Genomic DNA, 13220 nt, shown 5'->3' with positions numbered 1-13220 from the left:
ATGTCCATATCGACGCCATTGAGTTTTGACGACGGGCCTGGGCCGTCGACGCATGCGCTGCTGGACGTATTGCGCGCGAGTTCGTGTCAGGCGCTGTTCTTTGTGCTCGGAAGCAACCTGGCGCGAGCGATGGACGTTGCAGCCCGAGCGGTCCGTGAAGGACACGTGCTGGGCAATCACACGTACACGCATGCCCGGCCGGGTGTGCTGTCGGACGCAGCGTTGACTGATGAGATCGAACAGACCGATGCGCTGATACGCGAGGCTTATCGGCTCGCTGCCGTGCCGGAGCCGGCTTCGATCCCGTTGCGGCTTCCATACGGTCTCGAACCAGAGGATGTTCGCGCTGACGTTCTCGCGCGCCTGAAGCGCAGCCATACGGGATGGACGGCTATTCTGGACGATTGGCAGCGACCGGCACCGTCGCCACATGCGCTCGTGGACGCCATGCGCTGGCATATCGCGGAGAGCAGAGCGCGAGGACAGGACGTCCTGTTCTGCATGCACGACGGCTCGCGATTAGCCGAAGCGCGGCCCGCGACCGTCGAGGCAGTGCGATTGCTGCTCAGCGATCCGGACTGGCGGGCCGGTCAGCTAGCGAATGGGCGGGGTGCTGGCCAGTAACTGCCGCCAGCAGGCGAGGAAGCCCATGCCGGGACCCGGCATCCACAGGCCGCGCTGAGCGGCTTCCAGGTGGATCAGCACCTGATCCGCACAGAACAGGTCCATAAGCGCGTCGCGTCTCAGCTGCATGAGGCCCGGTGCGTCGCGCTCGGGCTGCATTCCGGTGTAGACATGCAGACCCAGGTCCCAAAGTCCCACGTCGAAAGTGAAGCGGTCTTCATTGCTTGCGTCACGCGCGAGCGCGAACAGCGCGAAGGACATTTCCAGCCATTGCGCGCCTTGCCCGACGTCATCGAAATCCAGTACGCCCGTCACTGCGCCATCGGCGAACAGCAGGTTGCCCGCGTGATAGTCGCTGTGCAGCCAATGCGTCGGTCCGCTAATCCACGTCTCCGCTGCCGCGAAATGCGTGCCGATGCGCTGGAGCAGCAGATCGTAGTCCTCCAGAAGAGCCGCTGGCAACGGCGATGCCGGCCGCGCCGCAACCCGCGCGTAGCGCTCGTTTAGCCACGCGAGCGGACTGTGCGCATTCGCGGGCAGGGTTGCCATCGCCGCATGCAGACGCGCGAGCGTACGCATTGCGTCGACGGTAGCTGGCTCCGCTGCGTCGGGCAGCCCAGGCGTGCCCTCGATGTGATCGAACAGATGCAGCCAGCTTCCGTCCTCGTCTTGCGCGTACGGTTGAGCGTTCACGGTCGATTGAAATCGGGGTAGCGTGGGAAGTTCACGCGCCGGGCCGAGGTGGTCCAGCATCGATGCTTCGCGCCGGACCTGCTCAACAGACTTGCCGCGCCACGAGGCGCGCAGCACCGAAGCACGCGAGCCGTGGTCGACGCGATACGTTTTGTTAGTATGACCAGTCGATAGCGCCTGAATCCGCGTCGGCCGGATGTCCCAGTGCTTCATCAGCAACTGTTCGACTCTTTCCACGTCACTCATCATTGCATCGATCATGTCCGAGCGAATTTCGTCCCGCATGCGGGACATCAATATCGAATGGCTGACGCGTGCAGCCGAATTCGACCACCTGTTTCATACGCGCTGGCTGGGCGAGCGCTTCTTTCATCTGCCGGGCGACATGCTCGCGATTCAGGAGCTGATCTGGAGCCACCGTCCCGACTGCATCGTGCAGACGGGCGTCGCGGCGGGCGGCGGCGTTGTGTTCTCTGCGTCGATGCTGGAACTCACGGCCAGTCACGGCCGCGTCGTCGCCATCGAGCCGCGTCTGCGCGAGGAGGTCAAGACGCGTCTGCAATCGAACCGGCTTGCGCATCGCATGGTGCTGATCGAAGGCGAATCCTGCTCGGCCGCGACGCTGGCGTCGGTCCGCGAACAGATCGATGGCTGTTCTTCCGTGATGGTGATCCTCGACCTTACGCATACGCACGAGCACGTGCTGCGCGAGCTGGAATGCTACGCGGGACTCGCGACGCCAGGCAACTATGTGATCGTCATGGACACCATCATGGAGTATCTGCCGGAGCGGATGTTTCACGGCAAGCCGTACGGCAGAGGCAACAATCCTGCGACCGCCGTGCAGACCTTTCTCGCCCGCGACGATCGCTTCGAAGTGGATGGCGATATCGAGGACCGCGTGCTCATGACGCTGTCGCCGGGTGGCTTCCTGAAGCGAGTTCGATGATCAGACGCGCAGCTTCGGCCGATCCGTCGCGCCGGTAGCTTGCGCCGATCTGCGCCGCGCGCTCGCGCAGCGGACCTGGGCGCAGCAGATCGTTGATGGCATCGGCGATCTCTTGCACGCTTGCCTGTTCCAGATCCAGACGGCACCCTGCACCCGCACGTTCGACGAACCACGCGGAATGAAACTGGTCGTTGCAAAACGGTGACAGCAGCATGGGAACGCCGCACGCCAGCGCTTCCATCACCGAGTTGGCACCGCCGTGGTTGATAAACGCATGCGTCCGCCGCAGCAGCGCCAGTTGCGGCGCGTAGCGCACGGCGATAACACGCTCGTCCGCCACCGGCGGCAGGTCCGTATCGACCAGTTCGCCCACGGAGAGCACCAGTTGCGCGGAGGTGGCACGCGTCGCCTGGATGACTTTGGCAAATAGCTCCGGTTGGTAATACAACTGGCTGCCGAGCGACATATAGACGAGCGGACGTGCGGCGTCGATGCGTTCCCACGGAAAAGGCGGCTCGTCACCGCGCGCGCCGGCCGGCAACGCGGGGCCGACCAGTTCGACGCCTTGCGGTGCTGCGCCGACGAGGTTCTCGGTGGTGAAGGCCAGCGTCAGATGCGGCGAGAGGATATCGCAGCCGCGAAAGTGCGCCTCGATGCCATAACGTGCGAACAGACGATCGCGTTCCGGCGCGAGCCATCGCACCGTGGCTAGCAGTTCCGAGTCGAGCGTATCCGGCAGTACCGGATTCAGCGAGTTCGACATCGCTACCCACGGCAGTTCCTCCAGTTCCGCCGCGATAGCCGATGCGTAGAGCAGCGGATCGATCACCACTACGTCGGGCCGCCACTGCCGCAAGATCGCGCGGATGCCGTCCACCTGTGCGGGCGTGTATTCGATCAGCAGCGAGTGAATCCAGCGCCGCAGCCAGGCGGCATCGCGAATGTTCGCGGCAAAACTCGCGCCGCGCGACAGATCGTGGCGCTCGGGCGTTTCGCGTGGTCCGAGAAAAGTAAAGTCACCGGCTCCTTCGAGTTGCGCGCTGATGTCGGCGGGCGCATAGAAGGCAACTTCGCAGTCCGCCGCCTGCAGATGCTGTGCAGGGCCGATGCAAGGGTTGACGTGTCCCTTCTCGGGCACTACGCAGAACAGGATTCGTTTCATGGTCGTTTCATTGCGGGCGAGTGGTCGCGCCCAGGTGATCGAGGGTGAGTGTCAAGGTCGTCCACAGCACACGTTCGGTGTCCGTCTGGAGCGTAGGAGCAGGCAGATCAAGCGATGAGGCCAGCGCGCGGATGCGCCCGCGGTCGAGCAACGCGCCAAGGTCCATCGCAGGCGCCAGCCGCCCTCGCTTGGGACCGCGAACCAGCCGGTCGGGCAGATTCAACCGTGCGCCGAGCTCGCGCAGACATTGCTTGTCCGGATCGGGTGCGATGCTGGTCAGATGCATGACGACGCCAAGGTCCACGAATGGCGGATAGAGTCGCACGGAGGCGGCATCGAACAATGCGTTGCATAACGGCAGATAGTTGGCGGACTGATCGCGGCGCAGCACCTGGTCCGCGCCGTCGCCGGAAATGGCCAGTTCGATGCCGTCCTCGGCCATCGCTTCAGCAAGCAGCCGTTTGGCGACCGGGTGGAGGTTGAACATCGGTTCCTCGACGGTGTGCGTGGTGCGCGGCAGCGCCGCCACGAAGTCGGACTCGCCGAAGCGTACGACCTTCACGTTGGCCTGCATCTGCGTCGCCAGTTCGAGCGCGGGATCCTCCTCGCAGTAGTCGGGCATGCCGGTTGCCAGAATGTACGACTTCACGCGCTGCTGCGCGCCGAGTTCGCGCAGCAGCGCTAGCAGGAGCGCGGAATCCAGTCCGCCGCTCAAGGCGAGCGCAACGCGTTTGCCGCTATCGAGCGCACGTTGCAGCGAATCGCGCAACAGCGTCTCCAGATTGCCGGATGTCGGCTGACCGGGCGCCTCGCGCACTTCGAGGCCGAGTGGCGACTCGATCAATGCGTGACCGGGCGGCACGGCCAGCACGTCGCGCAACACGGTGCGTCCGACGAGACGCTCGCCGCTCAGATAGCCGGCGATGGCGGCCACGTCGGGTTCGCCCGCGGCATGTCCAGACGTCTGGAGCAGTTCGCGGATGCTGCCCGCCCACGTGCCGCTGCGCGGATGGTAGACGAGGCGCTGGAAGCCGAACAGATCTCGCGTGCCGGCGATCATGGATAGCGCGCCTTCAACGCGTCCACTTCGATGCGCCGCATGATCCGGTGCGGCGCTTGTGGTGCACTGCCGCCGTGGCAATGCAGACAGGCTTCGAGCGGTGTCTCGCGTTGCAGATACGCGAGCAGCGCATCGAGCATGCCGGCGGCGTCCTGTAGCGGCAAACCGTCGGAGCGGAAGTCGCGATCGCCCTGATACAAGGTCTGAAAATGCGCCGGACGCGTGCAGGTGTAGAACATGCCGTCGCGGATCATGTGGCATCGTTCGCGAATCCAGCAGTCCTGATAGATGCGCTGCGCCTCGGCGAGGTCGTCGCATGGCTGCGTCCGGTTCATCGTCGAGAACGCGTCCTGCACCTTCCAGTTCAGGCGCACGGCGAAGCGTGCCGCCTGGGCTTCGATGTGCGCGATCAGATCGGGCGCGAGCTGCGGCTTCGGATAGCGCGAGATCGTCAACGCGTCGACCGCTTGCCAGAACTCGTCGGTCATGTCGCCGAGTTTCAGGCCGTTGGTCGTGATGGAAATGACCGGTGCGATGCCGGTGTCGCGCACGCTGCGGATGACGTCGACGAGCTGCGGATGCAGCAACGGTTCGCCGCCGACCAGCTTGAAGATGGCAGGATTCAGCACCTTGACGGCCTTGCGCAGATCGCCGGCGACCGAATCGGGCGTGGCGTACCACGCAGGCAACAGCGGCGACAGCGAACAGCATTCCGCGCACGTCAGATTGCAGTGATCGACGATATGCGCTTCGAGCGAACGCGTCTGCACGCGTCCATCTGACACGCGATAGTGGCGGTCCATCGGCGGCGGAAAGACATGCGTGCGGCCACAAGATGGTGTCGTGCTCGCGGGAGCATTCAGGGTCATAGGCTTCCTGCATCCAGACAACGGGAAAAGAAATCGATCAGCCGGCCGCGCGCGCCGAGCATCGCCGACACCATTTTCATGGCGCCTTGCAGATGCGATGCGAAGCGCGGCGGATCGTTCAGCCAGCCTTGCAATACCCAACGCTTGAGCGCGTGCTGCAGACACGCGGCATCGACTGCCCACGCGATCCTCTCGGGATGCAGCGGCCGGACCTGCAGATAGGCGCTCACGAACGCCGCGGCCATGTCCGGCGCTTCCAGCGGGAGATGATTAAGACACCGTACGACTTCGAATTCGCGCGGCGCGCCGATCGTCGCCTCCCAGTCGAGGATGACCGGCGGCAGGGCGCCGTCGAACAGATAGTTGAACTGGTTGTAGTCGTTGTGGATCGGATGCTGCGCGTCGCCGGCGGGAAAGGCGTCGATGCTGCCGGGGTAGTGTTCGTCGAGCATGCGCAGGCACGCATCGACATACGTGCGCAACAATGCGCGGTCGCCCTCCGGTGGCGTGTGTTCGAGTGCTTCGAGCAGGCTGCAGCGCATGTCGTCGGCATCGATGGCGGCGAGGCGCGCGCGGATCGTATCGGGCGCCGGCAGGTGCAGTCGATCGAGGTTCAGATGCAGGGCCGCGAGGCTCGCGCCGAGCGCGCGCCATTCGGCTGGCGTGAAGGTATCGTAAGTGCGGAATTGCCCGGCTTCCCAGCAGGTCAGCATCGCGTGACCGCCAAACCCGGTCCACGTGGTGTCGCCGGCCGCCGTACGTTGCAAGGTCTGGACGCGAAAGCGCGCATCGCCGTGCGTCGTGGCAAGATGCGCGAGCACGGCGCCTTCCTTGTTAGCTCGCACTTGCTGGTCGATCGTGTACAGCTTGACAGCGAACTCGCCGCGATCGGTTGGCAAATGCCAGACCCGTTCGCTGATCCGGCGTGCGGGGCCGCCAGGCTTTAGCGCATAGGACTCGCAAATCGCAGCGAAGGTGGCGTGCGGTTGGTCCATTCAGATCTGCTCAGCCGGGCCGTAGCGATAAGGATGGCCGCTCAGGAACGTGTTGTGGCCGACATAGCGCAGCTTGTACATGGCAGGCCGGAACAGGGCGGATGGATCGTTGCTGACGATGCCGAGAAGCGGGTACAGGTCGCGTCTTACGAAAAACGCGTTGTTGCCCATGTCGTCGCAACACACCAGTTCGTAGCCTTTGCGCTTCGCCAGATGATGCAGCGATTCCAGGCTCGCGCCGTAATAGGTCGAGCCGTCCCATTCGTGATCCGGGTTGAAGCACATGACCCATCGCTCGGGCGGCGCGTAGTAAGGATTGTATTCGACGACCACGATGCGCGGCCGGAAGGCTTCCAGTCCTTGCCAGACCCAGTAATCGTTGCCGTCGATATCGATCGACAGCAGATCGAATGCTTCGGGCACGCCCGCGTCGGCGAGCAGTTTGTCCACACTGTCCGGCTGGACGCGTTCATGACGAAGCTGGACGCTTTCGGCACCGCCGTAGTTCGCCTTCAGTTTCCCGTAACGATAGCTGCTGCCTTCGACCAGCAGCCCTTGCCATCCGCATTCGCGCAGCAGCAGCGCGGTGTTGCTGTTGCGCATGCCATCGCTCGCGCCGATGTCGACGCAGAAGCGGTTGGTCGGCGCAATCCGCTCCATCAGACGCGACAGAATGCGCTCTTCGGTTCCCTGAGCGTACAGGCTTTGAGCGAGGCCGGACAGCTCGAGTGGAGGAGGAGAGTCCTGCATGGATGATCGCGCGGCAAGGAGGTGGTTTGATGGAACGGTAAATGTACCCGAAATCCAGCGTGGTCACGATGTCCTCGCGAGCGTGACGGGAAGTAGTGGTTGACGTTTTCTCTTCGCTTCGACTACTGTCCTGGCAGCGGTTCGTAGAGTAGTAGTCGAAACCGGCCGGCTTGCCCGGAGAAGGAGGAAATTGCAGATGACCAAAGCCCATGCTGTTCTCGTGGTGGCCCTGCTCGCGACGGCAGTTGCCGTGCCGGCTATCGCCGCCGATACCGCCTGTGTTCCGCCCAATGCGTCGGTTCCGGCCGGTGCCAATACCACTGATCCGAAGGCGCCTTTCTTCATCGATACGGCGGGATTGGATCTGAAGACAACGCCGCCCACTCGCGACCCACGCAATCCGAATTATCCGCAAGCGAAGGAATTACCGGATGGTCAGATTCCATCGGTCAATAGCGACGGCAACTTCATCATCGGCGCGACGCATCAGCCGTCACCAGAGATCGTTGCCCAAGCCGATGTGCCTCACGGCACGGTCCATACTTTCATCATGGACTCGGCAGACAGCGTCATCTACCGGCCCGGGATGATTCGTGACGATTTGCCCGGATGCAGGAACTCAGCGGTAAATTCGGCTTCGACTGCTCCCGGCGACAAATCCGATCTGCTGGTGCCCGCGAGCCATGCGGGCAGCTGGAGTCGCGAGGTCGATGTCTATGTGCCGGCCGACTACGTCCCAGGTACGGCAGCGCCCTTCATCGTGTACGGCGATGGCGGCCCGCACGGCTTCTTCAAGGCGCAGAAGCTCTTCAACGTGCTGGACAATCTCATCCACGCGCACAAACTGCCGCCGATGATAGCGATCGGTATAGGCGCCGGCGGACAGGATGCGCAGGGCGCCGAACGGGGCCGCGAATATGACGCGGTGTCCGGCACCTATGCTGAATGGGTCGAGCAGGAGGTGTTGCCGCGTGTCGAACAGAATGCGCATGTGGTGTTGACGAAGGATCCGGACGGCCGCGCGACCATGGGCATCAGCTCGAGTGCCGCGGCCGCTTTCACCATGGCGTGGTTTCGTCCCGATCTCTATCACCGCGTGCTTGGCTATTCGCCAACCATGGTGAACCAGCAATGGCCGCATGACACGTCGCTTCCCGGCGGCGCGTGGCAATACCACAGCGCGTGGCCAGGCCCGGTCAAGTCGAACCTGACCGTGTCGGGCATCAATGTGACGCCTGCGAGCGGGTCCAATGGCGCGCCACTGATTCCGAATGCGCCGCGCAAGCCGATCCGCTATTGGTTCGAAGCGGGCGACCGGGATCTCTTTTATCCGGTCGCACCGCTTGCCGACGGTATGCATGATTGGACCGCGGCCAACGAGGACATGGCGCGCGTTCTCGCCGCCAAGGGTTACCACTACCAGTTCGTGTTCTCCCGCAATGCCGGTCACGTCGACGAGGGCACGGTTGAACAAACTTTGGCCGAAGCGCTCGAATGGGTGTGGAAGGACTATCCGGCGCCGGTGCGTTGAGCAGGAGGCGTCGTCCCTCAGATGAGCGAGCCGCTCTTTATCCTGGCCAATGTTGCAGCGTTGCGCAGCAGGAACCTGAAATCGTCACGTCATACGGGCTAACCCGAATGCAAGAAAGTATCGGTTAGCGGCCCGATTTTCAGTGGTGGAACATCTGCAAGAGGGTTAATTTTCAGTCATGGCTGGGCGCGGTGCAGCGTACGCGGACTGGCTGAAAAGAGACTCAGGAGGAAGACAGATGCACACCACCCGGGGTGCCACGGCGCGCGCGGATGCCCGCAGCGCCAATATCGCCCAGCCCGATCTGGAACTGGTCGCCGTGCCGCGCGACGAATCGTTCAAGGTCTGGTCGCACGGGTACCCCTATCGCACCGTGCGCTGGCATTTCCACCCCGAATACGAGATTCATCTGATCACATCGACAACAGGGAAATTCTTCGTTGGCGATCACATCGGTAGCTTTGAGCCCGGCAATCTCGTGATGACAGGCTCGAACCTGCCGCACAACTGGGTGAGCAGTGTGCCGCAAGAGACGCGTGTGGACGAACGCTGTCTTGTCCTGCAGTTCGATGCCGAATTCGCTGCGCGTGCCATCGCGGCTTTCCCCGAACTCAAGCGCGTGGAGCCCTTGCTCGACGCCTCGCGCTGGGGTGTCCTGTTCACGCCGAAAACCGGCATCGCGGCCGAACCGATCATGCGCGAGATGCTGGGCGCGCAAGGCATCCGGCGCATCACGCTGTTCGTTGCGTTGCTCGATGTACTTCTGCAAAGCACCGAACAGGTCAAGCTGGCGAGCGCCGCTTATCGTTCGGATCCTGCCTCGTACGTCGAGACGCATATCAATCACGTGCTTGCCTACATTGGCAAGAACCTGTCGCAGGAGTTGCGGGAAACAGAGCTAGCCGAACTCGCGGGGCAGAGCGTGAGCGCCTTCTCACGATACTTCCGCAGGCACGCGGGCCTCACCTTCGTGCAGTACGTCAACCGGCTGCGCATCAATCTCGCGTGCCAGTTGCTGATGGCGGGCGAACTGAGTATCACCGACATCTGCTATCAGGTCGGTTTCAACAACCTCTCGAACTTTAACCGGCAGTTCCTGTTGCTAAAGGAAATGCCGCCGTCGCGATGGCGCGCGTATCAGCAGCTCAACGCTGCAAGCGCCAAGGAATCGCCCGAGGCCGCGCACGCCTCGTAGGCGTTCGGCCAGCACCTGTTTTACGCCCCACCACGGCAGCAATAGCGCCGGAATTTTTCTAATAAACGGAGACACTCAATGAATAGCTTTCCTAACAAACTGATCGGCGCCAGCGCACTTACCCTGAGCATGCTCGGCAGCACGGCGGCGTTCGCCGCGCCCAGCGGCACGGTCGCCTTTCTGATGCCCGATCAGGCGTCGACTCGCTACGAGCAACATGATTTCCCCGGCTTCAAGGCCGAAATGAGCAAGCTCTGTCCGGACTGCAAGGTGCTCTATCAGAACGCCAATGCCGACGTCGCGACGCAGCAGCAACAGTTCAACTCGGTGATCGCACAGGGTGCCAAGGTGATCGTGCTAGACCCAGTCGATTCGACGGCCGCCGCTTCGCTGGTGCATATGGCGCAGGGGCAGGGCATCAAGGTGATTGCGTATGACCGCCCGGTGCCATCGACACCGGCCAACTACTACGTGTCGTTCGACAACGAAGGTATCGGCAAGGCGATTGCGCAATCGCTCGTCGAGCATCTGAAGGAAACCAATGTGCCGACGAGCAAGGGTGGTGTGCTCGAGGTCAACGGTTCGCCGACTGACGCAGCGGCAGGGCTGATCAAGAAGGGCATCCACGCCGGGTTAGCGGGCAGCGGTTACAAGACGCTCGCCGAATATGACACGCCGGACTGGGCGCCGCCGAAGGCGCAGCAGTGGGTCAGCGGTCAGATCACGCGCTTCGGCTCGCAGATCGTGGGCGTGGTGGCGGCCAACGATGGCACGGGCGGCGGGGCCGTCGCGGCCTTCAAGGCGGCTGGCGTCAACCCGGTGCCGCCGGTGACGGGCAACGACGCAACGCTCGCCGGGCTGCAGTTGATCATCGCAGGCGACGAGTACAACACGATTCTCAAGCCGAGCGAGATCGTCGCGGCAGCGGCAGCGAAGGTGGCCGTTGGCTTCCTGAACGGCCAGACGCCGAAGGGTGAAACGACGCTCTTCAACACCCCGACGCAACTCTTCAAACCGGCCGTCATCACGGCGAAGAACCTCAAGGCGGAGGTGGTCGACAAGGGGTTCGCGAACGCCAAGGATCTGTGCACCGACCGCTATGCCGACGGGTGCAAGAAACTCGGTATAGCGAACTGATCCAGCGCAAGCAGACGCTGGATGGGATCCGGCTCGTGCCGGATCCGGCTACTTTTGATGAGGTACCCGTCCCATGACTGACAACTCCAACACACGGTCCACGCGAGGCGAGCTGGTGCTGAGCCTGCGCGGCGTTTCAAAGCACTTCGGAGCGGTCTCGGCTCTGACGGACATCGAACTCGACGTGCATGCCGGGGAAGTCGTCGCCCTGGTGGGCGACAACGGTGCCGGTAAATCGACGCTAGTGAAAGTACTCGCCGGTGTCCATCAACCCAGCTCCGGAACGATCACCTTCGGCGGCAAGGAGGTCGCGCTGACCAATCCGGCCGCGGCGCTCGATCTCGGCATCGCCACAGTGTTTCAGGACCTCGCGCTGTGCGAGAACCTCGATGTCGTCGCGAACATCTACCTTGGGCGCGAGATGAATCCGCTGCGCCTCGACGAGGTTGCAATGGAGGTCAAGGCCTGGACGTTGCTGAACGAACTATCGGCTCGCATCCCGAGTGTGCGCGATGTGGTCGCGTCGCTTTCGGGCGGTCAGCGCCAGACGGTGGCAATCGCCCGCTCACTGCTGCTGGATCCGAAGCTGATCATGCTCGATGAACCGACGGCGGCGCTCGGCGTAGCGCAGACCGCCGAGGTGCTGAACCTGATCGAGCGGGTACGCGACCGTGGCCATGCCGTGATCATGATCAGCCACAACATGGAGGACGTTCGCGCGGTGGCGGACCGGATCGTCGTGCTGCGTCTTGGACGCAACAACGGCGTGTTCTATCCCGACTCGTCGAATCAGGAACTGGTGGCGGCGATTACCGGCGCCACCGAGAACGCTGTGTCGCGCCGCGCCGGGCGGCGCCAGGCCGAGCAGGGCGCCTAGACAAAGGAACCATCATGAGCAAAGAACTGCAAGGCGCTCCACAGTCCGACACGCAGGGCGCGGTGAAGCCTGCCACGCTGCTCGATCGCAGCGACGTGCGTGTCAAGCACGCCAGCGGGATTGGCGGCACCGTGTCCGCGTTCGTCGAGCGGGTGCGTTCGGGCGATCTCGGATCGCTGCCGGTGGTCGCGGGGCTGATCATCATATGGACCGTGTTCACTAGCCTGAACCCGGTGTTTCTATCGGCCGATAACCTGGTCAATCTGCTGTTCGACTGCTCCACGGTCGGCGTGATTTCGCTGGGCATCGTTTGCGTGCTGATGGTGGGGCAGATCGATTTATCGGTAGGTTCGATGAGCGGCTTCGCCTCGGCCCTCCTCGGGATGCTGTGGGTCAATCACGGCTGGCCAGTGCTGCTGGCTATCCTCGCGGCCATTGTCGTCGGCGCGGTGGTGGGTGCGGTGTATGCGCTGCTGCTCAACCGGTTAGGCATGCCAAGCTTTGTGGCGACGCTGGCTGGCCTGCTCGCGATACTCGGGATGCAGCTCTACGTGCTTGGTGCGAGCGGGTCGATTAATCTGCCTTACGACACCGCGATGGTGAACCTCGGTCAACTGATCGTCATTCCCGCTGTCGTTTCGTACGTCATTGCCTTGGTACCGGGTGCGGTGATGCTGGTGCTTGGGCTGCGGACGCGGGAGCGGCGTCAGGCGTCGAATCTTTCGGCGCCGTCGGTGGGTAGCCTCGTCATACGCGCGCTCGCCATCACGGTGTTGCTGGAGATCGTGGTGGCTTACCTCAACCGCGGACGAGGCGTTCCGTTGATGTTTGGCCTCTTTCTCGGCATAGCGGTCGCCATGGACTATGCGCTGAAGAGGACGCGTTGGGGCCGCTCGATGCATGCGGTCGGTGGTAATCACGAAGCGGCGCGGCGGGCGGGTATCAATGTTGGCGCTATTTATACCAGCGCTTTTGTGTTGTGCGCGAGTCTTGCCGCGCTCGGCGGCGTGTTGACCGCGGCACGGCTGGCTTCGGCCAGTCAGCAGGCGGGCACGGGCGACGTCAATCTGAACGCTATTGCGGCGGCGGTGATCGGCGGCACCAGTCTGTTCGGCGGACGCGGCAGCGCGTATTCGGCGGTGTTGGGGATCATTGTGATCCAGTCGATCGCCAGTGGTTTGACCTTGCTGAATCTGTCGTCGTCGCTGCGTTTCATGATCACTGGCGCGGTGCTGGCGATTGCGGTGATCGTCGATTCGCTGGCGCGTCAGTCCCGCGTTTCACATGGCCGCGCGTAAATCCAGAGAATTTCGTAACTTCGTTGCGCGGGACCAGAGTAATGCGCTAAAGCGCAAACGCTGGTCGACCGCAGTCAACT

13 protein-coding genes are annotated in these 13220 nt (G+C 63.0%); 7 read left to right on the top strand and 6 right to left on the bottom strand.

Features of this window, described 5'->3' with window-relative positions:
* A complete protein-coding gene (locus BUS06_RS35280) occupies positions 1 to 624 on the top strand; it encodes a polysaccharide deacetylase family protein (protein WP_174567555.1) in 624 nt (207 codons plus the stop codon).
* Here the strand turns inward: BUS06_RS35280 and BUS06_RS35275 are convergent.
* Complete coding sequence (locus tag BUS06_RS35275) at positions 595 to 1602, bottom strand: phosphotransferase enzyme family protein (RefSeq protein ID WP_254369055.1); 1008 nt, start codon at positions 1600 to 1602, stop codon at positions 595 to 597. The two genes, BUS06_RS35280 and BUS06_RS35275, sit on opposite strands and share 30 nt — an antisense overlap.
* Here BUS06_RS35275 and BUS06_RS35270 point away from each other — a divergent pair.
* Entirely contained in the window at positions 1577 to 2266 is a 690-nt protein-coding gene (locus BUS06_RS35270) for a cephalosporin hydroxylase family protein (RefSeq protein WP_074268870.1), read from the top strand. The genes BUS06_RS35275 and BUS06_RS35270 overlap by 26 nt on opposite strands.
* Here the strand turns inward: BUS06_RS35270 and BUS06_RS35265 are convergent.
* The 5 genes from BUS06_RS35265 to BUS06_RS35245 are packed head-to-tail and all read right to left on the bottom strand — an operon-like array spanning position 2223 to position 7102.
* Entirely contained in the window at positions 2223 to 3428 is a 1206-nt protein-coding gene (locus BUS06_RS35265) for a glycosyltransferase (RefSeq protein WP_074268869.1), read from the bottom strand. The two genes, BUS06_RS35270 and BUS06_RS35265, sit on opposite strands and share 44 nt — an antisense overlap.
* Before the next feature lie 7 nt (positions 3429 to 3435).
* The gene (locus BUS06_RS35260; protein ID WP_074268868.1) at positions 3436 to 4488 is read right to left on the bottom strand and encodes an asparagine synthase-related protein; all 1053 of its coding nucleotides are present in this window, start codon (positions 4486 to 4488) and stop codon (positions 3436 to 3438) included.
* Positions 4485 to 5357, bottom strand: a complete 873-nt coding sequence (locus BUS06_RS35255; protein ID WP_074268867.1) for a GTP 3',8-cyclase MoaA family protein — start codon at positions 5355 to 5357, stop codon at positions 4485 to 4487. Before BUS06_RS35255 ends, BUS06_RS35260 begins: the two co-directional genes overlap by 4 nt.
* Entirely contained in the window at positions 5354 to 6352 is a 999-nt protein-coding gene (locus tag BUS06_RS35250) for a phosphotransferase enzyme family protein (RefSeq protein WP_074268866.1), read from the bottom strand. Before BUS06_RS35250 ends, BUS06_RS35255 begins: the two co-directional genes overlap by 4 nt.
* A complete protein-coding gene (locus tag BUS06_RS35245) occupies positions 6353 to 7102 on the bottom strand; it encodes a class I SAM-dependent methyltransferase (protein ID WP_074268865.1) in 750 nt (249 codons plus the stop codon).
* A 196-nt stretch (positions 7103 to 7298) separates the two neighbouring features.
* Here BUS06_RS35245 and BUS06_RS35240 point away from each other — a divergent pair, with 196 nt between their 5' ends.
* The 5 genes from BUS06_RS35240 (at position 7299) to BUS06_RS35220 (ending at position 13140) form a co-directional block, all read left to right on the top strand.
* Positions 7299 to 8633 carry an alpha/beta hydrolase gene (locus tag BUS06_RS35240; RefSeq protein ID WP_074268864.1) on the top strand — a complete coding sequence of 445 codons (1335 nt, stop codon included), beginning with the start codon at positions 7299 to 7301 and terminating at the stop codon, positions 8631 to 8633.
* Positions 8634 to 8871: 238 nt separating this feature from the next.
* On the top strand, positions 8872 to 9828 hold the full coding sequence (locus tag BUS06_RS35235) for an AraC family transcriptional regulator (protein WP_083611741.1): 957 nt from the start codon (positions 8872 to 8874) through the stop codon (positions 9826 to 9828).
* 78 nt (positions 9829 to 9906) lie between these two features.
* The gene (locus tag BUS06_RS35230; RefSeq protein ID WP_074268863.1) at positions 9907 to 10965 is read left to right on the top strand and encodes an ABC transporter substrate-binding protein; all 1059 of its coding nucleotides are present in this window, start codon (positions 9907 to 9909) and stop codon (positions 10963 to 10965) included.
* A gap of 73 nt (positions 10966 to 11038) precedes the next feature.
* A complete protein-coding gene (locus BUS06_RS35225) occupies positions 11039 to 11842 on the top strand; it encodes an ATP-binding cassette domain-containing protein (RefSeq protein WP_074268862.1) in 804 nt (267 codons plus the stop codon).
* A 14-nt stretch (positions 11843 to 11856) separates the two neighbouring features.
* Positions 11857 to 13140 (top strand): sugar ABC transporter permease, encoded by a 1284-nt coding sequence (locus BUS06_RS35220; protein ID WP_074268861.1) that lies wholly within the window; start codon positions 11857 to 11859, stop codon positions 13138 to 13140.
* The last annotated feature ends 80 nt before the right edge of the window (positions 13141 to 13220 follow it).

The organism is Paraburkholderia phenazinium (genome assembly GCF_900141745.1).
GTDB classification, from domain to species: domain Bacteria; phylum Pseudomonadota; class Gammaproteobacteria; order Burkholderiales; family Burkholderiaceae; genus Paraburkholderia; species Paraburkholderia phenazinium_B.
Note: the sequence above shows the minus strand (reverse complement) of the source record. Positions and strands in the feature narration are given on the sequence as shown.